Origin of the sequence: Psychrobacter sp. GP33, assembly GCF_014119005.1 — a bacterium.
Lineage (GTDB): Bacteria > Pseudomonadota > Gammaproteobacteria > Pseudomonadales > Moraxellaceae > Psychrobacter.
The window spans coordinates 1-22,836 of the sequence record NZ_JACGYX010000002.1; the positions used below are offsets into that span (position 1 = coordinate 1).

At 42.0% G+C, this 22,836-nt stretch carries 17 protein-coding genes; 11 read left to right on the forward strand and 6 right to left on the reverse strand.

The features are described from left to right. Positions 1 to 118 precede the first annotated feature (118 nt). From H2245_RS02485 to H2245_RS02495, 3 genes are all read right to left on the reverse strand, one after another. Complete coding sequence (locus H2245_RS02485; RefSeq protein WP_259365052.1) at positions 119 to 2,887, reverse strand: YjbH domain-containing protein; 2,769 nt, start codon at positions 2,885 to 2,887, stop codon at positions 119 to 121. Positions 2,888 to 3,066: 179 nt separating this feature from the next. Beyond that, a complete protein-coding gene (locus tag H2245_RS02490) occupies positions 3,067 to 3,546 on the reverse strand; it encodes a hypothetical protein (RefSeq protein WP_182405687.1) in 480 nt (159 codons plus the stop codon). A gap of 297 nt (positions 3,547 to 3,843) precedes the next feature. Continuing rightward, the gene (locus tag H2245_RS02495; RefSeq protein WP_182405688.1) at positions 3,844 to 4,545 is read right to left on the reverse strand and encodes a hypothetical protein; all 702 of its coding nucleotides are present in this window, start codon (positions 4,543 to 4,545) and stop codon (positions 3,844 to 3,846) included. Between the two features lie 434 nt (positions 4,546 to 4,979). Here H2245_RS02495 and thrS point away from each other — a divergent pair, with 434 nt between their 5' ends. The 4 genes from thrS to rnr all read left to right on the forward strand — a co-directional run bounded on the left by thrS (position 4,980) and on the right by rnr (position 11,500). Then, a complete protein-coding gene (gene thrS / locus H2245_RS02500; RefSeq protein WP_182405689.1) occupies positions 4,980 to 6,914 on the forward strand; it encodes a threonine--tRNA ligase in 1,935 nt (644 codons plus the stop codon). A 23-nt stretch (positions 6,915 to 6,937) separates the two neighbouring features. After that, positions 6,938 to 7,441: a translation initiation factor IF-3 gene (gene infC / locus H2245_RS02505; RefSeq protein ID WP_182405690.1), complete on the forward strand. Its 504-nt coding sequence runs from the start codon at positions 6,938 to 6,940 to the stop codon at positions 7,439 to 7,441. A gap of 419 nt (positions 7,442 to 7,860) precedes the next feature. Further along, complete coding sequence (locus H2245_RS02510) at positions 7,861 to 9,105, forward strand: toxic anion resistance protein (protein ID WP_182405691.1); 1,245 nt, start codon at positions 7,861 to 7,863, stop codon at positions 9,103 to 9,105. A 124-nt stretch (positions 9,106 to 9,229) separates the two neighbouring features. Then, positions 9,230 to 11,500, forward strand: coding sequence for a ribonuclease R (rnr, locus tag H2245_RS02515; RefSeq protein ID WP_182405692.1), 2,271 nt, complete (start codon positions 9,230 to 9,232; stop codon positions 11,498 to 11,500). A 132-nt stretch (positions 11,501 to 11,632) separates the two neighbouring features. On the opposite strand, the gene H2245_RS02520 is transcribed toward rnr, so the two are convergent. The 3 genes from H2245_RS02520 to hisA form a co-directional block, all read right to left on the reverse strand. After that, positions 11,633 to 11,803, reverse strand: a complete 171-nt coding sequence (locus H2245_RS02520; RefSeq protein WP_182405693.1) for a hypothetical protein — start codon at positions 11,801 to 11,803, stop codon at positions 11,633 to 11,635. Positions 11,804 to 12,033: 230 nt separating this feature from the next. Beyond that, entirely contained in the window at positions 12,034 to 13,659 is a 1,626-nt protein-coding gene (locus tag H2245_RS02525) for a mechanosensitive ion channel domain-containing protein (RefSeq protein ID WP_182405694.1), read from the reverse strand. Positions 13,660 to 13,689: 30 nt separating this feature from the next. Then, positions 13,690 to 14,430, reverse strand: a complete 741-nt coding sequence (gene hisA / locus H2245_RS02530) for a 1-(5-phosphoribosyl)-5-[(5-phosphoribosylamino)methylideneamino]imidazole-4-carboxamide isomerase (protein ID WP_182405695.1) — start codon at positions 14,428 to 14,430, stop codon at positions 13,690 to 13,692. A 921-nt stretch (positions 14,431 to 15,351) separates the two neighbouring features. Between hisA and H2245_RS02535 the strand changes: the two genes are divergently transcribed. From H2245_RS02535 to H2245_RS02565, 7 genes are all read left to right on the forward strand, one after another. After that, positions 15,352 to 16,704: a Na(+)-translocating NADH-quinone reductase subunit A gene (locus tag H2245_RS02535; protein WP_182405696.1), complete on the forward strand. Its 1,353-nt coding sequence runs from the start codon at positions 15,352 to 15,354 to the stop codon at positions 16,702 to 16,704. A 5-nt stretch (positions 16,705 to 16,709) separates the two neighbouring features. Next, the gene (locus H2245_RS02540; RefSeq protein ID WP_182405697.1) at positions 16,710 to 17,945 is read left to right on the forward strand and encodes an NADH:ubiquinone reductase (Na(+)-transporting) subunit B; all 1,236 of its coding nucleotides are present in this window, start codon (positions 16,710 to 16,712) and stop codon (positions 17,943 to 17,945) included. Next, the gene (locus H2245_RS02545) at positions 17,926 to 18,798 is read left to right on the forward strand and encodes a Na(+)-translocating NADH-quinone reductase subunit C (protein ID WP_182405698.1); all 873 of its coding nucleotides are present in this window, start codon (positions 17,926 to 17,928) and stop codon (positions 18,796 to 18,798) included. Before H2245_RS02540 ends, H2245_RS02545 begins: the two co-directional genes overlap by 20 nt. A gap of 1 nt (position 18,799) precedes the next feature. Next, complete coding sequence (locus H2245_RS02550) at positions 18,800 to 19,471, forward strand: NADH:ubiquinone reductase (Na(+)-transporting) subunit D (protein WP_182405699.1); 672 nt, start codon at positions 18,800 to 18,802, stop codon at positions 19,469 to 19,471. After that, positions 19,471 to 20,079: an NADH:ubiquinone reductase (Na(+)-transporting) subunit E gene (gene nqrE / locus H2245_RS02555; RefSeq protein WP_182405700.1), complete on the forward strand. Its 609-nt coding sequence runs from the start codon at positions 19,471 to 19,473 to the stop codon at positions 20,077 to 20,079. The genes H2245_RS02550 and nqrE overlap by 1 nt, the downstream gene beginning before the upstream one ends. A gap of 130 nt (positions 20,080 to 20,209) precedes the next feature. Beyond that, positions 20,210 to 21,445 carry an NADH:ubiquinone reductase (Na(+)-transporting) subunit F gene (gene nqrF, locus H2245_RS02560; RefSeq protein ID WP_182405701.1) on the forward strand — a complete coding sequence of 412 codons (1,236 nt, stop codon included), beginning with the start codon at positions 20,210 to 20,212 and terminating at the stop codon, positions 21,443 to 21,445. A 105-nt stretch (positions 21,446 to 21,550) separates the two neighbouring features. Then, positions 21,551 to 22,732: an FAD:protein FMN transferase gene (locus H2245_RS02565; protein WP_182405702.1), complete on the forward strand. Its 1,182-nt coding sequence runs from the start codon at positions 21,551 to 21,553 to the stop codon at positions 22,730 to 22,732. Positions 22,733 to 22,836: the final 104 nt, after the last annotated feature.

The window sequence follows — 22,836 nt, forward strand, 5'->3', positions numbered from 1 at the left end:
GGCTATTCAAAATTATTTTCGAAGTTACTGTAAGCTGTGATTCTAAATTTACACTTTACTAACTGTGGCTTGCGCCCCTGTATTATTTATAGCTGCCTGTCTTTAATGTTCCAAAGGTTCAATACTCCAATGGGTTTTTAGTCTTTAGAGTTGCATTATCAAGAGGCGATGTAAGGTTATATAAATCATAACTACGATTTAACTTGGCGCCACCATCTCGTATTAATGGTTGATAGACTAACTTAGCTGTTCCTGAAGACCATTGGTTAAACAAGGTATCAAAAGGTATAGAGACATAGATACCTTTATCTTTACTCCCTTCACCAAACTCTTCAGCGGTTACATCTGTCTCTGTTAACCAGCCACCCATCTTCACACCATTGTTAAAGGTACGAGATAAATCTAGCGTGACGCCTTTATCACCTGCTAAGTATTGTCCTGCTGATAATTTCATATCAATATCATATAGTGGCGTATCCCAATATAGGCTGACATGACCTGTACTTACCTCATAGTCTCGTAGACCAAAATGCTGATCAAAATCACGTTGACGAACTCTATTCACATCGGCACCGATAGCCCAAGTCTTATTAGGTTGACGGTATAACACCTCCGCACCTACACCTGCAAACATCGACTCAAGATAACCTGCATAAGCCAAACCATACCAATTATTACCAAAGGATTTAAACTGATTCAGTTGCAAATTAGGTAGTGTTACCCGCGAGGTGGTCATATATTCGCCAATATTAGTACGCACACGAGGCAAGTTACTATTTGCGGTATAGCTAAATTCATCGTAGTTACTCGCTAAACGCACTTGTGCATTGCCACTTATCCAAGAGCCTTTCCACAATTTATAATCTGCATTGGCATTGGCAAAGACGCCATATAAATAGCCATCTGGACCGCCAATACTTTGACTTATGCTTGGAGAGAAAGTGATGCTTCCTTTCGGTCTCTCTACATGAGCAATCATTTCCTGAGCCAACGGTTGATAACTTTGTGAAGCAGAAGTAATCGTTATAGGCTGTTCAATACGCTGTGAAGGAGGCTGTAACTGTGAGTACTGCTCGTTCCATATTTTGGGATCTATATGAAAAACGCCTACCGCTTCACCATAACGAGATATTTGAATTTTGATAGAACGGGTGTCAGTAGGTAGTCCTTGACGCAATATTTCCATACCCTGTTTTAGGCGTTCTTTGATAAACACGCCATTATAATCTTCGACATTTAAGTAGGCATGTCCATTATCCAATGATAAATCGGTGGCTCTCCAGCCTGTAGCTTGTGAGAATGCGTTTAATAAGGATGCATTTTTAGATAAATTGGCGTCTTTATCTCCACCAAAGTTAACTTTATACTTCAAGCTAGAATAGCTCGTTTTTGGCATTGTTTGTAAGTTTTGAACTTGTTGAGCTTTTGGTTTAACCTTACCTAATTTAGATAAATCACCTTGTAGCGTGAGTCCTAGCATCATAGTATCGCCACGCTCTAAACCTGCGCTCAACGCTACTCCTTTATCTATGTCTTGCCAAGTCACACCGATGTTTATAGGAAAATCTTTGGAGTTATTGTTTTCGTTAAATCCTTGCTCTGACTTATAATCATTGCCATCGTACTCTACTTTGACAGTTAGAGGGTCATAAGGACTGTGCCACTGAACACCACCAAACAAGGATGTTTTTCCAGTGAACCAAGACTTAGGGCTTATCTCTCCGCCTAATCCACTTTTATCAGCAACGCGATTCTCAAAACGATCGTCAATAAGACTTAGTGGGTTCTTTAAATTACCACGAGCACCTAGATAGCCCCACCCCATACCTAAGCTAAAATCAAAATCACCGTAGCGTTTATTAGCAACCAAATACTCGCCACCGAATAAACTGGTACCTGCTGGATCTCGCCAACCCACTGCGAGCTGAGGCACCCATTTACTTTCGTTTAGTAGTTTTAATTTTATATCTAAAGACTTATCTTTTAGATCCTGATCAGGACTCACTGGTCCATAGGATACGCCATCAATATTAGTATATCTAACAGCAGCTTCTATTCTATCAAAGGGTTGTAATACAATATTATACTGAGTATAAGGATCAATATGCGCAACATGAGCGGCTAAGTTACCTGCTTTTTGCATCCGAGCAGTAGGCGTTTGCAATAAGCCTGTCACCCCCCAATCACTTGGGCTTACTGGTAAATCTCTAGATTTTTCCGCATGAGCTTGTGACAAAGTTAACGGTTTTTCATTTTGCTGCAGAGGAAGTGGTAAGTCGACACCCTGAGTACCTATAAACTCAGCCACCGCTTTAGCTAAATCACCTGGCCATTTATTTGTAGCGCTTGGTACCCATAACCATGAGCCTGCCGAAGGACTTTTTTGTTGCTGTGCATTCCATTTTGCTAAAGTTAGCCGTTCTACACTGCCATCTGGTGATATCAGGTATAACTCATCTGCCACAGAACTTTTATTGAATTTACTTTCACACTCTTTAACATAGTCTTTTATTCTAACACCTGTTTGATACTCAACTCTGCAAGCCTTTGCATCATCAAATAAGACAGTCACAGTTGTCGGCTTTTGGTGTAAAACAACAGCGTCATTTTTTTTGAAAATAGGATCTACGTTTGGATTAACTTGCAGGTAGTTAGCATCTTGCTTGGGTAAAACCACTCTTCCTGTTATCGATAAACTCTCTATCCACTGATTTAATGGCAGCACATCCGCATTTTTATTATCTGCAATAAAACGCTTTAGCTTCTGATTTAAAACATCATAAGCGGTCTGTTGGGCTGAAATTTCGACATCAGCTTCCCATACCAAAGCGGGCTCATAATAATGGCTTGGCGCTTGCTTTAATTCTTGCGCTAACCACTCTCCCATTCTCGCTCCTTCAGGAGGTGAAAGAGTCTTAGATTGGCTCAAACTTGGTTGACTGTTAGATACTGCTGATAAATATACAGATTTCGTCGTATCTGCATAGGCCGAAATATTCAGAGCTGAGGCTAAAGCCACAACGATATATTTAACATTTGAATTTGGCTGATATAATTTTTTTGACATTATAGTGTCTTCCATACTTGCCAAGACAGACAGTATTGTTTGGAAATACATTGTTGTCCATAAACAGGCTCATTCATATTATGAGATTCAAATGCGTACCAATTATCATAAGAAGGATAAGATTGTGAGACTTGAGATTGTAAAACGGTATATTCATGCACCCAAACTAAAGTAGTGCCATCACCCACATAACTATGATGCTTTGGAGTGGAAACACGACTTATCTCTCTTTGCTCTGTCATTGCAACAGCGCCATTGCTGCTATCAACATCACGGCTAAACTTAAACGGCTTTGCTGCAGACCAATTAATAGCTTGTGGTAAGTATTCACGCCAATCTAAAAAAGGGGTCGTCACTGAAGTTAATCGACCATTAGACCATTTGAAAACAGAACGATCTGCACTGTAAAACACTTTAGTATTGGCAACTGGCCATGGTTCTGTTGAACCTTGAGCTAACCATAGGGTATGCCCATTCATAATGAGTCTAATGTAGTTAAACTGCGGGTTTAAATTTGGGATAGTTTCCTTAGTCTTAAACAAGGTTTTAGTCGCACCAAAACATTTTGTGCTATTTTCAGCACATTCTGTTGTAGATTGACAAGCACTGAGTCCTAAGACACTACTCACAACCAAGAGACTGGCTAACTTAAAACCCTGCTTCTTTATTTGCATGTTTTTCAACTTTATAATGTAGATAAAGAATGCCTTAATTGAAAAAAATTAAGACGTTTTTCTGAAATATAAACATACTGATTGAGCTAATTAAATAATGACTTAATTAGTGCCCGTTGTGCCTGTTGTACCTGTACTTGATGAATCAGAATCACCACCAGAGGCTAGAAGAATCACAGTTGCCACACCGGCCACTATTGGAACCCAAACTGGAATAGAACCTGTGGCTGCGCTTACTGCAGCTAAAGGGGTTGGCGCTATTACTACTGGCTGAGCAACAAGTGTTGGTACTGGAGCTATTACCACTGGTTGAGTAATAGGCGTTGCTGCTAATGCCACTGGCTGAGGTACTGCTGCTACCAGCATCCCTTGAGGCATAAGACCACTAAACCAGTTATCACACTGTTTCATAGAGACACGAGTAATATTGCCTGATCCATCTAAATACTGGTTGATAAGCATATCTGGTGAATAAGGAACATATTTGCCTTGAATAGCTCTCGCTACACCATCACGACCATCACGACGACCAGTACCAATATCACAGGTTCCTTTGCTATATTGTGGTGCTAGATTTCCTAAACGATCGGTACCTACAGAAACCTCGCTACCACGTAACATCGGCTTTTGAGTAGTAACAGGCTTATAAAATTTTGCAGTGCCTGATTGAATAGCTGTTTGGCACTCAGCTAACGTGTCATAACCAACGTTACCTTGTGAGTCATAGTGGATTGCTGCTTGTGCTGGGATAGATATTACTGCACCTAACGTTAATAATGACAGTGAACTGATTAATTTATTCACAGCATGCCTCCTCACAAGTATAAGTTTATTAAAAATAGACATTTATCTTTAAGGTATACAGTGTGAAGGAACAAATGCAAACATTAGTTCGCTAAAATACAAATAAATTCTGATGAACGGTTTTTAAGACTAAACATCTAAATTTACAGCAAGGTCTGTTGAAACAAATATACCTAGCTTATAAACTGCTAAGTTACTTGCTTTAATCTATTACAATAGTAGTGAAAATAGGTTGAGGCGTAGTGACTCGCCTTGTATCAAATAAGATAGTCACGGAAAGCAGGATTAGCTTTCAAAAATCGTTTATAATAGACGGCATTTCTATAACAATAGTATAACCTCTACATTTGAGCTGGCATTTATGTCGGTCTTTCTGCTTTAATAGTAGCCTGCATATCAGTGGCAACATTTTAATAATATTTGGATTTAAGATTATGGTAGCGATTACTTTACCCGATGGTAGCGTAAAAAACTTCGACGGTCATACGTCTGTGATGGAAGTGGCGCAAAGTATTGGGGCTGGACTTGCAAAGGCAACGGTTGCTGGACGTGTTAATGGTCAGCTGGTAGATGCATGCGATCCGATTATGGCGGATGCAAGTGTTGAAATCGTTACGGCAAAAGATGATGATGGTGTTGATATTATTCGTCACTCTTGTGCGCATTTACTCGGTCATGCGGTTAAGCAGCTTTATCCTGATGTGAAAATGGTCATCGGTCCAGTGATTGAGGACGGTTTTTATTATGATATCTATAGTGAAACGCCGTTTACACCTGAGCATATGGAAGCCATTGAAAAACGTATGATGGTGCTGATCAAGCAAGATTATGACGTTGTTAAAAAAATAACACCACGTGCCGAAGCGATTCAAATTTTTGAAGAACGCGGCGAAGATTACAAGCTAAAGCTTATTAATGACATGCCCGGTGAAGAGGCGTTTGGTCTGTATCATCATCAAGAATATGTCGATATGTGCCGTGGTCCACACGTACCCAATACTCGCTTCTTAAAAGTATTCAAGTTAACCAAAATGTCTGGCGCTTATTGGCGCGGCGATGCTAAAAATGAGCAGTTGCAGCGCATTTACGGTACGGCTTGGGCGGATAAAAAACAATTAAAAGCGTATATTCAGCGTATTGAAGAAGCAGAAAAACGTGACCACCGTAAAATTGGTAAGGCGTTAAATCTGTTCCATATGCAAGAGCAAGCGCCGGGCATGGTGTTTTGGCATCCGAACGGTTGGACGATTTATCAAGTACTTGAGCAATATATGCGCAAAGTACAACATGATAATGGTTATGAAGAAATTAAAACGCCGCAAATCGTTGATCGTAGTTTATGGGAGCGTTCTGGGCATTGGGGCAACTACGCGACCAATATGTTTACCACTTCTAGTGAAAGTCGTGATTATGCCGTAAAGCCAATGAACTGCCCGTGTCACGTACAAGTCTTTAACCAAGGTTTAAAATCTTATCGTGACTTGCCGTTACGTATGGCAGAGTTCGGCTCGTGCCATCGTAATGAACCATCAGGCTCATTGCATGGTTTGATGCGCGTACGCGGTTTTACTCAAGATGATGCTCATATCTTCTGTACCCAGTCGCAAATTCAACAAGAAGTCGCTGATTTTATTAAGCTCACGCTTGCTGTTTATGATGATTTTGGCTTTAAAGATATCATTATGAAGTTATCTACCCGCCCTGAAAAGCGCGTTGGTAGTGAAGAGTCTTGGGATTTTGCAGAAAAAGCATTGGCGGATGCGCTAGATAATTCAGGACTTGATTGGGAATACCTACCGGGCGAAGGCGCGTTTTATGGTCCTAAGATTGAGTTTAGTCTTAAAGATTGTCTAGGTCGCGTTTGGCAGTGTGGTACGATTCAGGTCGATCCTAATATGCCTGAGCGCCTTGATGCGGAATTTGTTAATGAACAAGGCGAACGCCAAGTACCTATCATGTTGCACCGTGCTATTTTAGGCTCATTTGAGCGTTTCATTGGTATGCTGATTGAGCATTATGCCGGTTGGATGCCAGTGTGGCTTGCACCGCAGCAAGTGGTGGTTATGAATATCACTGATAAGCAAGCTGAAACGTGCGTAAATGTCGTGGCTGAGTTAAAAAATGCAGGTCTGCGTGCCATTAGTGACTTGCGTAACGAAAAGATTGGATTTAAGATACGAGAGAAAACATTAGAACGCATTCCCTATATGCTAGTATTAGGGGATAAAGAGGTCGAATCAGGCAGTGTTAACGTCCGAACCCGTGAAGGTGAGAACCTAGGTGTGATGAGCGTGCCTGAATTTATTGCCTTAGTTGAGACAGCCGTCGCCGAGAAAGGTCGACAGAATCACAAAACAGATCAGGAGTAATACCTATTAAACAGTCGAACCGTTTGAACATCAACGAAGATATCAGTGCGAAAGAAGTCCGTTTGGTTAAAGAAGACGGCGAACAAATGGGCGTAGTCGATATCGCTACCGCAATGCAAGCGGCACGTGATGATAATCTAGATTTGGTTGAATTGGTTCCAGAAGCCAAACCGCCAGTATGTAAGGTCATGGATTATAAGCATTTCCTCTATGATCAGAAGCAAAAGGCGAAAGAAGCTAAAAAGAATCAAAAGCAAACTCAACTCAAAGAGATGAAATTGCGTCCTAGCACTGAAGAAGCTGATTATCAGGTTAAACTGAAGAAAATCATGAGCTTCTTAGAAGACCAAGATAAAGTTAAAATCAGCATCCGCTTCCGTGGTCGTGAAATGGCGCACCAAGAAATTGGTCGTAAGCAGCTTGATCGTATCATTGAAGATACTGCTGACATATCCAATGTCGAACAGTATCCAAAAATGGAAGGTCGTCAAATGGGTATGCTATTAGGTCCTACCAAGAAAAGATAAGTTGAAGTTAGGTTTTATTTATTAATATTGCCTATCTATTACTTTTAACCATCAATATGCTTCGGGATATTGGTGGTTTTTTGTTTTTTGGCGTTACGTTTTTTTGTGGCTCTATATTAATTAGGATTAGTTAGGTTAGTTAGGTTAGTTAGGTTACAAAACCAGTAACCATTAATATCAAATAACATAGTAATCTTAATCATTGTTTCATACCAAACAAGTAGTATAAGGGTCAGGCAGCGCTATTCTTAGAAAATATGGTGCCCTAGCCTCTGCTAATAAAAGCTTGATAATAGAAATAATGAACATGGGAAATAAAAGGTCTAATCATTATATGTAATTCATAATAAAAAAATTCACTTTAATACCTCACTATACTGAATATATTACTACTAACTATAAGAAAAAAAGGAAAAATTATGCAGGAACTGACACCGCCAGAAAAAGCGACCGTGCCGACTATCACTTTAACCCCGCCTGAACCAGTAAAAGAAGTACAAAAAAGTGAAGCGGATCAAATGGTCACGTTAGATGCCAGCCACATTCCAGAGCTGGATGCCAAAGTGGATGCTTTTGTTGACCATGTTATTAATAATTCAGTACACAGTCCTGAATTCCAGCAAAATGTGCAATCTATCCATAATTTAGGCAATAAAGAAATTCGCGAATCGGCACAGATATCCAATCGTATGCTGGAGCTACCGGCAAAGAGCCTGAACGATAGCTTGTTTGATAATTCGCCCATTGCCAAATCCTTAACTGAGCTGCGTGGTATTGTTGAAGATTTAGATCCTAGTAAGAAGGAATTAACCAGCTCACGCAAATTGTTTGGGCTGATTCCTTTCGGCAATAAAGTACAAGATTATTTCCGCCAATATGAATCGGCGCAATCGCACATTAACGCGGTAGTGACCAGCTTGTATAACGGTAAAGACGAGCTGCTTAAAGACAATGCCATGATTGAGCAAGAAAAAGTCAATATGTGGGAGCTTATGCAGTCGATTCGCCAATATATCTATGTTGGTAAAAAAATCGATGAGCAGCTTGAACAGAAAGTCTATGCCGTTGAAGCCACTGACCCTGAAAAAGCACGCATTATTAAAGAAGAAATGCTATTTTATGTCCGCCAAAAAAACACGGATTTTTTAACACAGCTTGCGGTGAATGTCCAAGGTTACTTAGCACTCGATACCATTCGTAAGAATAACTTGGAATTAATCAAAGGAGTGGATCGAGCAACGACGACCACTATCTCTGCCCTGCGCACAGCAGTTATCGTGGCACAAGCGATGACCAATCAGAAACTGGTACTCGATCAAATCACCGCGTTAAATAAAACCACCAGCAGTTTGATAGAATCAACATCAGTGATGCTAAAACGTCAATCTCTTGAGATTCATGAGCAAGCGACCAGTAGCACTATTGAGCTGGATAAATTGCAAAATGCTTTTAATAACGTCTATGAAACGATGGATATGATTAGCAATTATAAAATTGAAGCGCTTGAAAACATGAAGCAGACGGTTAATACCTTGACCGTGGAAGTCGATAAAGCACAAAAATATCTTGATAAATCCAATCAGACTACGGTGCTTGAAGTGTCAAAAGAGTTGAATACGAAACGCATTACGGATAAATCAGGCAGTCTTGATATCGATATTTAACGCATGCGTTTTGCTAAATGGGCAAGGCAGTCTCTAACACATAGCGCAATTGCCGCAAGATATTGTGGCGTGGTTCGTGTTAAGATAGCCTTTATTAATAATTTGAAATTAGATACGGTATTTTATGAGTTGGAATGATCCAAACGCCTCGGCTGAAGCCAAAAAATATATTAACCCTGTTCCTAGTCGTGAGCTGATACTCAGCACGATTACTGAACAAGGTGAACTGACACACCCACAGCTGGCAAAAGTTTTTAACATTACTGATCCTGATCAATTTGATGCACTAGGTCACCGCCTAAAAGCAATGGTTCGTGATGGACAAGTCAATCGTGATGGTCGCCCTTATCGCTTCCGTACGGTAACACAGCATGATGTGGTTCGCGGTACGGTTTCTGCGCACCCTAAAGGCTTTGGCTTTGTCTTACTTAGCGATATGCCAGATTTATTTTTGCATGAAAAGCAAATGCGCTGGGTGTTTAATGGCGATATCGTCGATGCTATCGGCACGTCAACTGACAATCGTGGTCGCACAGAAGGGCGTATTATTGAAGTCGCTGAGCGCCATCAAGATCATTTTATTGGCACATTAGCACAAGATGAAGACGGTTATTGCGTAGAGCTAGGTAGTCCTAACAACCATCAACCGATTACGGTTACCGATGACAATGTGCAAGCCGTAGGTGCTAAAATCGGCAGTCCGGTTAAAGTTGATGTGGTTGAATGGCCAAATCAGCATGAATTTGCGACGGGCAATATTACTGAAGTGCTCAATGATGATAATGATCGTGAGCTCATTATTGAAACAACCCTCCTTAACTACGATATTCCATCAGAGTTCAGTGAAGCGGCATTGACGCAAGCCACTGATTATCGCGAGCCAAGTAGAAAAGACTTTAAAGGTCGCACTGATTTACGTGATATTCCATTAGTGACTATTGATGGAGAAGATGCGCGTGACTTTGATGATGCCGTATTTGCAGAAAAGCGTCCTGGTGGCAACTATCGCGTCTTAGTTGCTATCGCTGATGTGAGTTTTTATGTGACGCAAAACTCTCCGCTTGATATTGATGCTTATGAGCGTGGAACGTCAGTTTACTTCCCTCATCGCGTCATTCCGATGTTGCCTGAAGTGTTATCGAACGGTCTTTGCTCTTTGAATCCGAACGTTGATCGTCTGTGTATGGTTGCGGACATTAAAGTATCGCGTGCAGGCAAGGTGACGGGTTATGAATTTTATCCTGCAGTCATGAACTCTCAAGCGCGCTTAACTTATAATCAAGTGAACGATTATTTTGCTAATCCAAAAGATAATAGCATTCCAAAATCGTTAACTGGCAATCCAGCGGTTAGAAAGTCGGTAGATACGCTGCATCAATTGTATGGCTTGTTACTTAAAAAACGCGAAGAACGCCATGCCATGGAATTCGAGACGGTTGAGACTTATATTGAATTCAATGAAAAAGGCGGTATTGCAGCGATTTTACCGCGTACACGTGGCGATGCGCACAAGCTGATTGAAGAGTGTATGTTGCTTGCCAATACCTGTGCGGCAAATTTTGCATTGGAACATGAGCTACCGGTGTTGTATCGTAACCACGATAAACCAGATAGCGAAAAGTCACTGCGTATTCATGAATATGCAAAAAACTTTGGCATCAGCTTCCCAGAAGAGAGTCCAACGCAAGCCGATTATCAGCGTTTGATTGAAGCAACTAAAGATCGCCCTGACGCTATTAGCGTGCATAGTATGTTGTTGCGTTCTATGATGCAGGCGAACTATTCCCCTGATAACATCGGACACTTTGGTTTGGCTTATGATGAATACAGCCACTTTACCTCACCGATTCGCCGCTATCCTGACTTGATGCTGCATCGTGCTATTAAAGCTAAAGTCACCAATAGCCCGCAACCTGTGATGGAGTTTTCTCTTGAAGGAGCAGGTACACAAACGTCTAATACTGAGCGCCGTGCGGAAAAAGCATCGCGATTTGTAGAATCGTGGCTCAAATGTCATTATATGAAAGATCATGTCGGTGAAGAATTCAATGGTGTAGTGACTACAGTAACCAGCTTCGGTTTATTTGTAACTTTAACCGATTTATATATTGATGGCTTGGTGCACATCTCTAATGTTGGTAATGACTTCTTTGTTTATGACGAAAAGCAGCAACAGCTTATTGGTAAAGACAAAGGTACACTATTCGGACTTGGTGATTCGGTTCGTGTTAAAGTTGCTGGCGTAAATATGGACTTGCTGCAAATTGATTTTGATTTGCAAGAAAAGTTGCAAGCGAGTCAGATGAACCAAACTCACGTCAAACAAACTGAAGCAACGCCAGCTAAGAAAAAACCGCGCCGTAGCAGTGCTAAAGGTAAAAGCAAAAAAGAGTAAAGGCAGTAAACTGACGCAATAAAAAAAGGCTAACGTTATCGTTAGCCTTTTTTTATATGAATAATCGGATTTACTTAAAACTGTGTAAATAGCAAATGGTCTGTTTTTATGCGCGCTTATTATTGTAAATAGCTATTTTGCACCATCCATTTGCGCCAATCTGTCTTTCTCCACTTGCTGTGCTTTTTCTATTTGTGTGGTTGCTTTACCTATTATAGCTTTCGGCTGTTCTGCTAATGGCTTACTATTGATATCAGTTGGGCTGCGATGAATATTAGCATCGGCTGGACTATTAATATTCATCGCAGCTGCCCTATTATTTTCATGACGGTTGCTATTAATGATATTAAAGCCTAATAGCAAAGCTATAGCTAATATTATAAGAATAATCAAAGGTCTCAAGTGCATAAATTATATCTCATATATTTAAAAAGGTCTTAGATACACACTATGCTGCACTTTTCATGCCTATTTCAATAACCCACTCTTTTTATCATCTATCTACTCTTGTAAGATATTATTCTTGTATATTGTTATTCTTGCGGACTGTCATTACTTAATAAATCAGTCTCGTTAGTATGCTCAGCAATTTCTTGTTCAACTTTTTCCATCAGTTTTCCATCAGGACGCGCATTTAAGATGTCGTCGGTGTTCTCACCATGCAAAATCTGTTTAGCACGCGCTTTTGCCTGCTCTTTATCTCTATCATCTAATGTTATTTTATTTGTATGAGATTGGCTTTTAGGTATTGAAGTATTAGGCGCTACCATAATGTCAGAAAGTCTTTGATGAGCATCAGTAGTATTCTGTAAGTTTGCCAGCACCTTTTCTAACTTATGGTTAAAACGTAACCGATAGATAGGCTCAGGTAAACTAAAGCCTGAATTTTCTAGTGCATGCTTGGCTTCACGAATGGCAATACTGCGGGCTTTATAAAAATCAGTTTCTAATTGATTAACCCAAATTTTAAATTCAAGAATAATATTCGAGTCGCCAACTTCTTTAATGGTGGCAATAGCTTTAGGTTTATCAAGTACAAAATCTAGAGTTCGTATTACATCAATCGCCACCTTAATCGCCGCTAATGGGTCATCATTATTGTCCACACCCAGCTCAAAGGTGAATCGACGTTCGGGATTTTTAGTGTAATTCAATATGGTACTTTTGAAGACTTCCGCGTTAGGAATACGCAGCTGATTGCCATCTAACGTCATGAGGATAGTAGCTCGCGAGGTTAGGCGTACCACAATCCCTTCTTTACCATTAATCACGATATGGTCACGCGCCCGAAACGGCTGACGAATACTCAGCATTAAAGAGGCAATATAATTTTCAATGGTGTCTTTGACCGCAAAACCGACCGCAATACCAATGACCCCTGCACCACCAAGCAATGTCCCTAAAATAGTCTCCGCACCGATTAAACTCAATGCCAATATTAAGCCGACGATAATAAAAATAACTTTACTTGTCTGCGCTAATAATTCAGCGACAAAAGGATTGGGCGTGATACGTTGCCACATTTTTTGGCGTTTAGATAACCAGCTACCAAGCCAAGCCACTATGGTAAAGATGACGATGCCTACCAGCAGTAAAGGTAAGGCTTTAATCAGCGTTCTGGCTTGGTTTTTGAGTCCTTGATACACGGTGGTGACGTTATCTTGCACATCTAAAGTGCGATTAATTCTATCTTCTACCGTGACCACATCGGTTAATCGGTTGGTTAAATTAATCGCTTGTTGCGCTTTTTTCTCGTTGGGCGTCTCACCCGTTAATGTGACCACACCTTGCGTCACACTGACATTGACGGCATGCAGCCCTTCTACTTCAGAGAAAATACCGCTGATACGTTGACGAATATCATTGTCTTTTAATAGGGTTGGGCGGGTTTCGATTTGCGCATTATTGGTGCTTTCACTAGTAATGGCTGGAGAAGTTGATGGGTCTGGAAGTGATAGGGTTGGTAAAATGCGACTTTGGATAGAGGTAGTAGAGCTAGCCGTCTCGTCGCTTGGCGCTGGTGCAGTTCCAGCTGGCGTGTCTGATGCACTATCAACTGCGTAAGTAGGAAATGTGCAGATAATAATAGTCAGGAATAGCAACTGACCCCAAACGAGCAGGAATCTGCTTTTTGATGAGCGGTCAAAATCAGCTGCCATAAGCATCCTTTATTACATACTATTTAGTCATTATTTACTGTCTAAATAATTTTGTGCCTCACCTAAATCCAATGTGCCTTCATAAATAGCGCGACCGGTAATAATACCTTCAAGACAATCGCCATAAGGCTTTAATAATTTAATATCCTGCATATCCGTCACGCCACCCGACGCAATAACCGGAATACCACCTTCGCGCGCAAGATTTACTGTTTGCTCAACATTCACACCTTGCATCATGCCATCGCGATTAATATCCGTATACACGATTGAAGAGACGCCCACATTAGCCAAACGTTTAGCAAGTTCTGTCGCTTTGGTATCTGTCACATTTGCCCAGCCGTGGGTAGCAACCATACCGTCTTTGGCATCAATACCCACTATAATATGATTAGGAAATTCACGGCAGGCTTGGGTCACAAACTCTGGGTCTTCAACCGCTTTGGTCCCAATAATAATATACGTCAAACCAGCAGTAATGTACTGCTCAATGGTATGCATGTTGCGCACGCCGCCACCCAATTGGATAGGTAACTTAGGAAAGGCTTTAGCAATGTCATTAACTACGCTTTTATGCACCGGTACCCCATCAAACGCACCGTTCAAATCGACCAGATGCAGTCGGCGTGCGCCCTCTTTTACCCATCGTGCTGCCATCGCCACAGGATCGTCAGAGAATACCGTATCATCGTCCATCCGTCCTTGTTTGAGGCGCACACATTTACCATCTTTAAGGTCAATAGCAGGAATAATTACAGGCGCAGCACACATACAGCACTCCTTATAGTAGATATAAAATTAGAATAATTGAGGGATAACATATTAAAATGAAGCAAAAATAAAGGTTAGCAATGACTGTTAAAAATATACGTTAATAGCTATTTTTTAGTAGCTGCTCATGAATAGTAGCTACTAAAAAATGATAAGTAAAACCTATCTGCTAATATTGTTGTAGTAAGCACATTTAACTCATCCTAAGCACAGGTCTATCACTTAATTTATTTGTTAGTAAAAATAAAATAGTCATTAATAAAGATAAATTTCATAATTATTGAGATAAGAGTATACCTTGATAATAACTCACTGGGGCTCTCTTTTGCAGAGTAACAAAAGCCCTATAATGATATAAAACCCATTACTAACTGGCAATTTTAGGGTGATTTAGCGTATAATCTTAGGTAAATTTGTATCTATTTCTATGCAAAAATTATTAGCATCCTGTGTTATCTCATTGTTTAACAATGATAATAAATCTACATTGTGCTAATGATAAAATATAATGGGTACAATTTTTTAAGTTTTGATAAAACGCATGATAATAAAGCATTCAGTTGCATTAAGCTGTATTTTTTCCTAAATTTTGCTGTCATCCACTTGTGTGATGATGGCGTTATGCAGGCATTTATTCGCTTATTGTAGCTACTGTCAATATTCTCATGCATCTTGGTAGCCGGGCGCACCTTTGGTAATTCGCATAAGATTTTAACGTGTTGTTAAGGAGTCTAAGGTCAGCGTTAATACTCTTAAGCAGTAATGTCTCAGCATTGTTGGTACAAAGTACTTAATCGGGGTTTGCCTTATGGTTATGGGCAAATACAGATTGGCACTTTGAGAATGACTGGTGCACATTATTGCCGATGTATCGAACAGGACGTCTGGTATCGTTCTAGACTATGGACTAAGTTTTCGCTTATGATTACCATCAAAAAAGGTTTGGATTTGCCCATTACTGGTGAACCCTCCCGCGAGATATCTGAGCACAGACCGGCACATGTTGCACTGATTGGCTATGATTATGTGGGTATGAAGCCCACTATGAATGTCAAAGAAGGCGACATTGTAGCAAAAGGTCAGCCCGTTTTTGAAGATAAAAAACGAGTGGGCGTGATCTACACTGCCCCTGCTGCTGGCAAAGTCATCGCTATTAAACGTGGCGAACGTCGTGTGTTTGAAAGTCTTGTGATTGCGGTTGACCCAAATGGTGAAGAGATAGACTTTCAACGCTATGACTCCCAGCAACTTGCTGACTTAGACTCTGAGATCGTTGAAACCCAACTGTTGGCTTCTGGTGAATGGACAGCATTTCGTACCCGTCCCTTTAGCCGCTCCCCTGATATCGGCGCGCGTCCGCATGCCATCTTTGTCACCGCGATGGATACCAATCCGTTAGCGTTTGATCCGATGCTGCTGATTAATGAGCAACTGCAAGCATTCAATGACGGCTTAGCGGTATTATCGACGTTAAGCCCAAAGACCTTTGTCTGTCATCATGGCAATGCTCAGCTGCCGCCAGTTGCAAAAACTGCGGCTAATAATATTACTGAGTATCATAGCTTTGCAGGCAAGCATCCAGCAGGTCTTGCCGGCACGCACATTCACTTCTTGCATCCTATCGCACGCGGCGTGACCGTATGGACGATTGGTTATCAAGATGTGATTGCGATTGGTAAATTATTTACCACAGGTCACTTATATACGCGCCGCTTAATCAGTCTTGCTGGTCCTGCAGTAAAAAACTCGCATCTAATAGCAACTGAACGCGGTGCTGATATCAGTGCGTTGACTAAAGGTCAGCTGGTTGATGGTGACAATCGTATAATTTCAGGTTCTGTATTATCGGGTCGTCAGCTACTGCCTAATGTCGCCTACCTTGGTCGTTTTCATGACCAAATCAGTGTGTTACCTGAAGGTCATGAGCGCCCTGCGTTCCACTTCTTGACACCCGGCTCTAATCGCTTCTCTAAATTGCCAATTTATATCTCGCAGTTCTTTGGTAAAAAGAAATATAACTTTACTACTTCAACCAATGGCTCACCAAGAGCGATGGTGCCAATCGGGGTGTATGAAGAGATTATGCCGCAAGATTATTTGCCAACGCAACTGTTGCGGGCGCTGATTATCGAAGACATTATCACCGCAGTTGATTTAGGCGCACTTGAATTGGACGAAGAAGATTTAGCCTTGTGCACCTTCGTATCTCCTGGCAAATATGAATTCGGCGATATTTTGCGTGATAACTTAACCCGCATTGAGCTGGAGGGCTAACGACGATGAAATTTTTACACAATATGTTCGATCGTATGGAGCCGTCTTTCACCAAGGGTGGCAAACATGCAAAGTATTATGCCATTTTTGAGATGTTTGACACTTTTTTGCGTCAACCAAGCTCAACCACTTATGCGTCATCGCATGTGCGTGATGGCATTGACTTAAAACGCATTATGATTACCGTGTGGATGTGTACCTTTCCAGCGATGTTTTGGGGTATGTACAACGTCGGTCATCAAGCGTTAACGGCAGTAGCGCAACTGGGTCTACAACCTGAAGGTTGGCGTACCATTATCACAGGCATGGCAGGTTATAACCCAGAGAGTATTTGGGCGTGCTTTGTTTATGGCGCGATGCAATTTTTACCCATCTACTTAGTCACCTTTGCGGTGGGTATTTTCTGTGAGATTATATTTGCGGTGGTGCGTGGTCATGAAGTCAATGAAGGCTTCTTTGTCACCTCAGTACTTTATGCGCTGATTCTGCCACCTGATATCCCATTGTGGCAAGTTGCCCTCGGTATTATTTTTGGCGTTGTCGTTGCTAAAGAAGTATTCGGCGGTACTGGTAAAAACTTCTTAAACCCCGCCCTATCGGGTCGGGCGTTCTTATACTTTGCTTATCCTGCTTATATGTCAGGTGATTCAGTATGGACAGCGGTTGATGGCTTTTCAGGTGCAACGCCGCTTGGTCTTGCCGCGCTTGGCGTGACTCCAGATAAATTTGTTGACGTGTATGGTCAAGCGATTACGTGGAGCGATGCGTTCTTTGGCAATATCCAAGGCAGTATCGGTGAAGTATCCACCCTTGCTATTTTAATGGGTGCAGCGGTTCTATTGTGGACGCGTATTGCTTCATGGCGCATTATGCTTGGCTGCGTGGTTGGTTTGGTAGCAACCTCTCTTGTTTTCAATATGGTTGGCTCTAAAGATAACTTGATGATGAGTATGCCTTTTTATTGGCATTTGGTCATCGGTGGTTTTGCCTTTGGTGCGGTGTTTATGGCAACGGATCCAGTATCAGCGGCACATACTAATAAAGGTCGCTGGGCATACGGTATTTTAATTGGCTTTATGACCGTATTGATTAGGGTAGTCAATCCGGCATTCCCAGAAGGCATCATGCTTGCCATTCTGTTTGCCAACTTATTTGCCCCATTGTTTGACTACTTTGTCACTCAAGCCAATATTAAACGCCAAACGGCACGGAGGGTTCGCCATGTCCAAGCCCAAAAGTAATCTCAAGCCTAAAAGCAACAACATGAAAACCATCATCGTCGCGTTAATGCTATGTTTGGTGTGTTCAGTATTGGTTTCGGTTGCGGCAGTCGGTCTAAAACCAACGCAAGTTAAAAATGCAAGCTTGGACCGTAATAAAAATATCTTGGTTGCCGCTGGCATGTTCGACCCGGCAACCGATACCAATGATGACGTCGCGGAGCGTTTTAAAGACTTCGATGTTGAAATCGTCGACTTGAACGCAGGCACGTATTTAGATGATGATGCATTGACCAAAGTCGGTATTCCCGACCGCATGAACTATGACGCCAGCCAAGCCGGTAAGAATAAAGCACTAAGTGAAGACTTGGGCGCAAACGATCCTGCCAGCATTGGTCGTAAGCCGAAATATGCCAAAGTGTATGTTAAAAATGATGCCAGCGGACAACCTGAAATGGTGGTATTACCGATTCAAGGCTATGGTCTTTGGGGCACCATCTATGGCTTCTTAACCATCGGCAGCGATATGAATACCATCAAAGGTATTAGCTTTTATGACCATAAAGAAACTCCAGGTCTAGGCGCCCGTATCGAAGAGCCAAAATGGCGCGCGATGTGGTCAGGTATCCATTCTTACGATGAAAATGGCGCAGTTGCCACCGGTGTGACCAAAGCGGGCAATCCGAAAGACAACTGGGTTGATGGCATTAGTGGCGCCACTCTGACCAGTCGCGGTGTGAGTAACATGATTCAGTTCTGGTTGGGTGAGCAAGGCTATAAGTCGTATCTCGATCATCTGCGCAAAGAGAATGGTCAAACGTTAGATAAAGCCGCAACAACCCCCGTAACCACTGCACACGGCAAGGAGGCATAACATGGCTGACACCAAAAGTATCTTAGTCACGCCTATTTTTGACAACAACCCGATTGGCTTGCAAATCTTAGGCATCTGTTCTGCGCTGGCGGTCACGACTAGCGTTGCCAATGCCTTGGTCATGAGTGTGGCGTTGACCTTAGTCACCGCATTCTCAAGCTTTTTTATCTCTACTATTCGTAAGCAAATTCCATCCAGTATTCGTATTATTGTACAGATGACCATTATTGCCTCATTGGTAATCGTCGTCGACCAGATATTAAAAGCGGTCGCTTATGATGTCAGTAAAGGTTTGTCAGTCTTCGTTGGTTTGATTATCACCAACTGTATCGTTATGGGTCGTGCTGAAGCGTTTGCGATGAGCAATCCGCCCGTACCGAGCTTTTTAGATGGTATTGGTAATGGTTTGGGCTACTCTGCTGTCTTATTATTTGTGGCAACCATTCGTGAAATATTTGGTTCAGGCAGCTGGTTCGGTATTCAACTGCTACAACCAGCAACAGATGGCGGCTGGTATATTCCAAACGGTTTACTATTATTACCACCATCAGCGTTCTTTATTATTGCGATGTTTATCGTCATCATTCGTATCTGGAAACCTGAACAGGTGGAAGATGCTGAATTTGTAATGAAGCCGCAATCTAAAGGTATGGCACACGGAGGCGGTCACTAATGGGACATTATGTTAGTTTATTTATAACCTCAGTCTTTATTGAGAATATGGCGCTTGCCTACTTTCTAGGTATGTGTACTTTTCTTGCGGTATCAAAAAAGGTATCAACAGCTATCGGTCTTGGGGTTGCTGTGGTATTTGTCATGGCGCTTACTGTTCCACTAAACAATCTATTGTTCCAGTTTATCTTAAAAGATGGCGCACTGGCTTGGGCGGGTTTTCCCGATGTGGATTTAAGCTTCTTGGGTTTCCTCAGTTATATCGGTCTGATTGCTGCTGTGGTACAAATTTTAGAGATGTTCTTAGATAAATTTGTGCCCAGTTTATATAACGCGCTTGGGATTTTTCTACCCTTGATTACGGTTAACTGCGCCATTATGGGCGGTGTACTTTTCATGGTTGAGCGTGATTATAACTTCGGTGAGTCGGTCGTTTATGGCTTGGGCGCTGGTTTTGGTTGGGCGATTGCTATTACTGCGTTGGCGGGTATCCGTGAAAAGCTAAAGTATTCAGACGTGCCTGCACCGCTACGTGGTTTGGGTATTACCTTTATTACGGTTGGTCTGATGTCATTGGGCTTTATGTCATTTGGCGGCATGTCCATTTAAGCGATTGGCTATTTAAAGGCTGTTGCTTACTCATTCAGCTATTTGACCTATTTAATTCATTTATTCGGTAGGGTTAGGCAGCACGATTATAGTGACCTAGCCCCTACCCCATAGATTAAGGATACCTACCATGGATTATGCTACGACGATTGGTGGCGTTGCTATGTTTACCTTGATCATCATGAGCTTTGTTGCCGTTATTTTGATGGCACGCTCAAGACTGGTCAGTTCAGGCGATGTGACCATTCATATCAATGATAATCCCGATAACGATGTGGTGACGCCTGCAGGCGGCAAGCTACTGCAAACCCTTGCCAGTGAAGGTATATTTTTATCTTCAGCATGTGGTGGCGGTGGTACGTGCGCGCAGTGCCGATGCCGAGTGATAGAAGGTGGCGGCTCTATTTTAGCCACCGAAACCGGCTACTTTACTCAAGGTGAGATTCGCAATCATATGCGCCTTGCCTGTCAGGTAGCGGTTAAGCAAGACATGAAAATTGAGATTGATCCTGAGTTTTTTGATGTACAAAAATGGGAATGTGAAGTTATCTCTAATGATAACGTTGCTACCTTTATTAAAGAATTGGTACTCAAAATTCCAGAAGGTGAAGAGGTTAATTTCCGTGCCGGTGGTTATGTACAGTTAGAAGCGCCACCGCATGAAGTGCATTATAAAGACTTTGTGATTGATGAAGAATACCGTGAAGATTGGGATAAGTTTGGCATTTTTAAATATGTGTCAAAAGTAGATGAGCCGGTAATTCGCGCTTATTCAATGGCAAATTATCCAGACGAGAAAGGCTTAATTAAGTTTAATATTCGTATTGCCAGCCCACCGCCACGTGGACCTGATGGCATCCCACCGGGCAAAATGTCCTCTTGGGTATTTAGCCTAGTTCCTGGTGATAAAGTTACCGTTGCTGGTCCTTATGGTGAATTCTTCGCGAAGAAAACCGAAGCTGAAATGATATTCGTTGGTGGCGGTGCTGGTATGGCACCGATGCGCTCACATATTTTTGATCAGCTTAAACGTCTGAATTCTGATCGTAAAATCAGTTTTTGGTATGGTGCGCGCTCTATTCGCGAGATGTTCTATGTTGAAGATTATGATCAGCTAGAAGCCGACTTTGCTAATTTCCAGTGGCACGTGGCATTATCTGACCCAACGCCTGAGGATAATTGGACAGGTTACACGGGATTTATCCATAACGTGTTGTTAGAAGAATATCTAAAAGGTCATCCAAATCCAGAAGACTGTGAATACTACATGTGTGGGCCACCGATGATGAACGCGGCGGTAATCGGCATGCTGCATAGTTTAGGTGTGGAAGATGAAAATATCATGCTTGATGACTTTGGTGGTTAAGAACCTCTGCGTATTTGTCCTTTGACGGTCATTACCGACTGTATAAAAAGAGCGTCAACTGTGACGCTCTTTTTTTCATCTATTTTTTACTCGGGGATACTCACGATGACAGCAATAAAAAATCAAACTTATGGCGTCACAGCCACTATAACCACTAACGCTCGTCCGTTTAAAAACCTTAATAGTTCGCTAAAAATACTGACGCTTGCCACCGTTAGCGTATCTATATTAACCGCTTGCCAACAGCCGCCAGATTATAATTACCTGACGGGCGAGACCATGGGTACCAGTTACCATATCAGCTATCAGTTGCCTAAAGGCGCGGATGAAGCGGCTATTCAAGCGGCAGTCGATGCACGCTTAAAAGAAATTAATGACAGTATGTCGACTTATCAAGAGACCTCAACCATCTCTACCTTTAATCGCCTGGCAAAAGACACACCATTTACTATTGATGCCGACTTTAGCCATGTATTAGAAGTTTCAAGACAAGTCTATGAGCAATCAGGCGGCGCGTTTGATCCAACCGTCTTGCCACTCATCGAAACATGGGGATTTGGCAGTACCATGACTGTTGAGCGTTTGCAAAGCCCGCCAAGTGCCGTTGAGATTGCTCAAGCGCGTGCCTTAGTAGACTTTGATAGCATCATCCATAACAACACGACTATTCAAAAAACTAAAGACGGTATTGCTTTAGATTTTTCAGCAGTGGCAAAAGGTTATGGCGTCGATGTGATTGCGGATGTGCTCAAAAACAAATACCAGATTCGCAATTATATGGTAGAAATTGGCGGTGAAGTGTCTACCTCAGGCGTGAGTGGTCAGCAACAACCGTGGCAAATTGCTATTGATGCACCTATTGAAGGCAGTACGGTCAGTGAGCGACAAACCATCGCCGCCATTCGCCAACCAATGAACAGTAGCAAGATAAATAATGGTGACCAAATGCATTTAGCCACGTCAGGTAATTATCGCAATTCGGTTATCTTTGCTGGCAAGCGCTATAGCCATACTATTGACCCGACCACAGGCGAACCTATCGTCGGTGGTGCGCCTTCGGTTACTGTCGCTGCTGACTCCGTCGCATTAGCGGATGCGTGGGCAACGGCATTGACCGCCATGCCGTATGCTAAAGCGTTAGCTACTGCCAAAACGCACAATATCGCGGCACTATTTGTCATATTGGCTGATGATAGCAAGTCAGGCGCTGCTGCCGATAAGCTGGAGGATTGGCAAGTAGTAGAAACCCCCGCCATGCAACAATTGCGCGCTGATAAAAAGCGTTAATTCGTTAAGAAAAATCATTAGAATATCAACGCATTACCATGATCACCTCCGCTATAGATAAACGGGCGTGGTCGATTTTTGCTATAATAAAAGTCAGTCAAAGG

Bases quoted from the DNA above. Each gene is read 5' to 3' on its own strand.
- H2245_RS02565 (WP_182405702.1), top strand. From the start codon at position 21,551: ATGACAGCAATAAAAAATCAAACTTATGGCGTCACAGCCACTATAACC.
- thrS (WP_182405689.1), top strand. From the start codon at position 4,980: ATGGTAGCGATTACTTTACCCGATGGTAGCGTAAAAAACTTCGACGGT.
- H2245_RS02535 (WP_182405696.1), top strand. From the start codon at position 15,352: ATGATTACCATCAAAAAAGGTTTGGATTTGCCCATTACTGGTGAACCC.
- hisA (WP_182405695.1), bottom strand. From the start codon at position 14,430: ATGTGTGCTGCGCCTGTAATTATTCCTGCTATTGACCTTAAAGATGGT.
- H2245_RS02550 (WP_182405699.1), top strand. From the start codon at position 18,800: ATGGCTGACACCAAAAGTATCTTAGTCACGCCTATTTTTGACAACAAC.
- H2245_RS02540 (WP_182405697.1), top strand. From the start codon at position 16,710: ATGAAATTTTTACACAATATGTTCGATCGTATGGAGCCGTCTTTCACC.
- H2245_RS02510 (WP_182405691.1), top strand. From the start codon at position 7,861: ATGCAGGAACTGACACCGCCAGAAAAAGCGACCGTGCCGACTATCACT.
- nqrF (WP_182405701.1), top strand. From the start codon at position 20,210: ATGGATTATGCTACGACGATTGGTGGCGTTGCTATGTTTACCTTGATC.
- H2245_RS02490 (WP_182405687.1), bottom strand. From the start codon at position 3,546: ATGAATGGGCATACCCTATGGTTAGCTCAAGGTTCAACAGAACCATGG.
- H2245_RS02525 (WP_182405694.1), bottom strand. From the start codon at position 13,659: ATGGCAGCTGATTTTGACCGCTCATCAAAAAGCAGATTCCTGCTCGTT.
- nqrE (WP_182405700.1), top strand. From the start codon at position 19,471: ATGGGACATTATGTTAGTTTATTTATAACCTCAGTCTTTATTGAGAAT.
- H2245_RS02520 (WP_182405693.1), bottom strand. From the start codon at position 11,803: ATGAATATTAATAGTCCAGCCGATGCTAATATTCATCGCAGCCCAACT.
- rnr (WP_182405692.1), top strand. From the start codon at position 9,230: ATGAGTTGGAATGATCCAAACGCCTCGGCTGAAGCCAAAAAATATATT.
- H2245_RS02485 (WP_259365052.1), bottom strand. From the start codon at position 2,887: ATGGGAGAGTGGTTAGCGCAAGAATTAAAGCAAGCGCCAAGCCATTAT.
- H2245_RS02545 (WP_182405698.1), top strand. From the start codon at position 17,926: ATGTCCAAGCCCAAAAGTAATCTCAAGCCTAAAAGCAACAACATGAAA.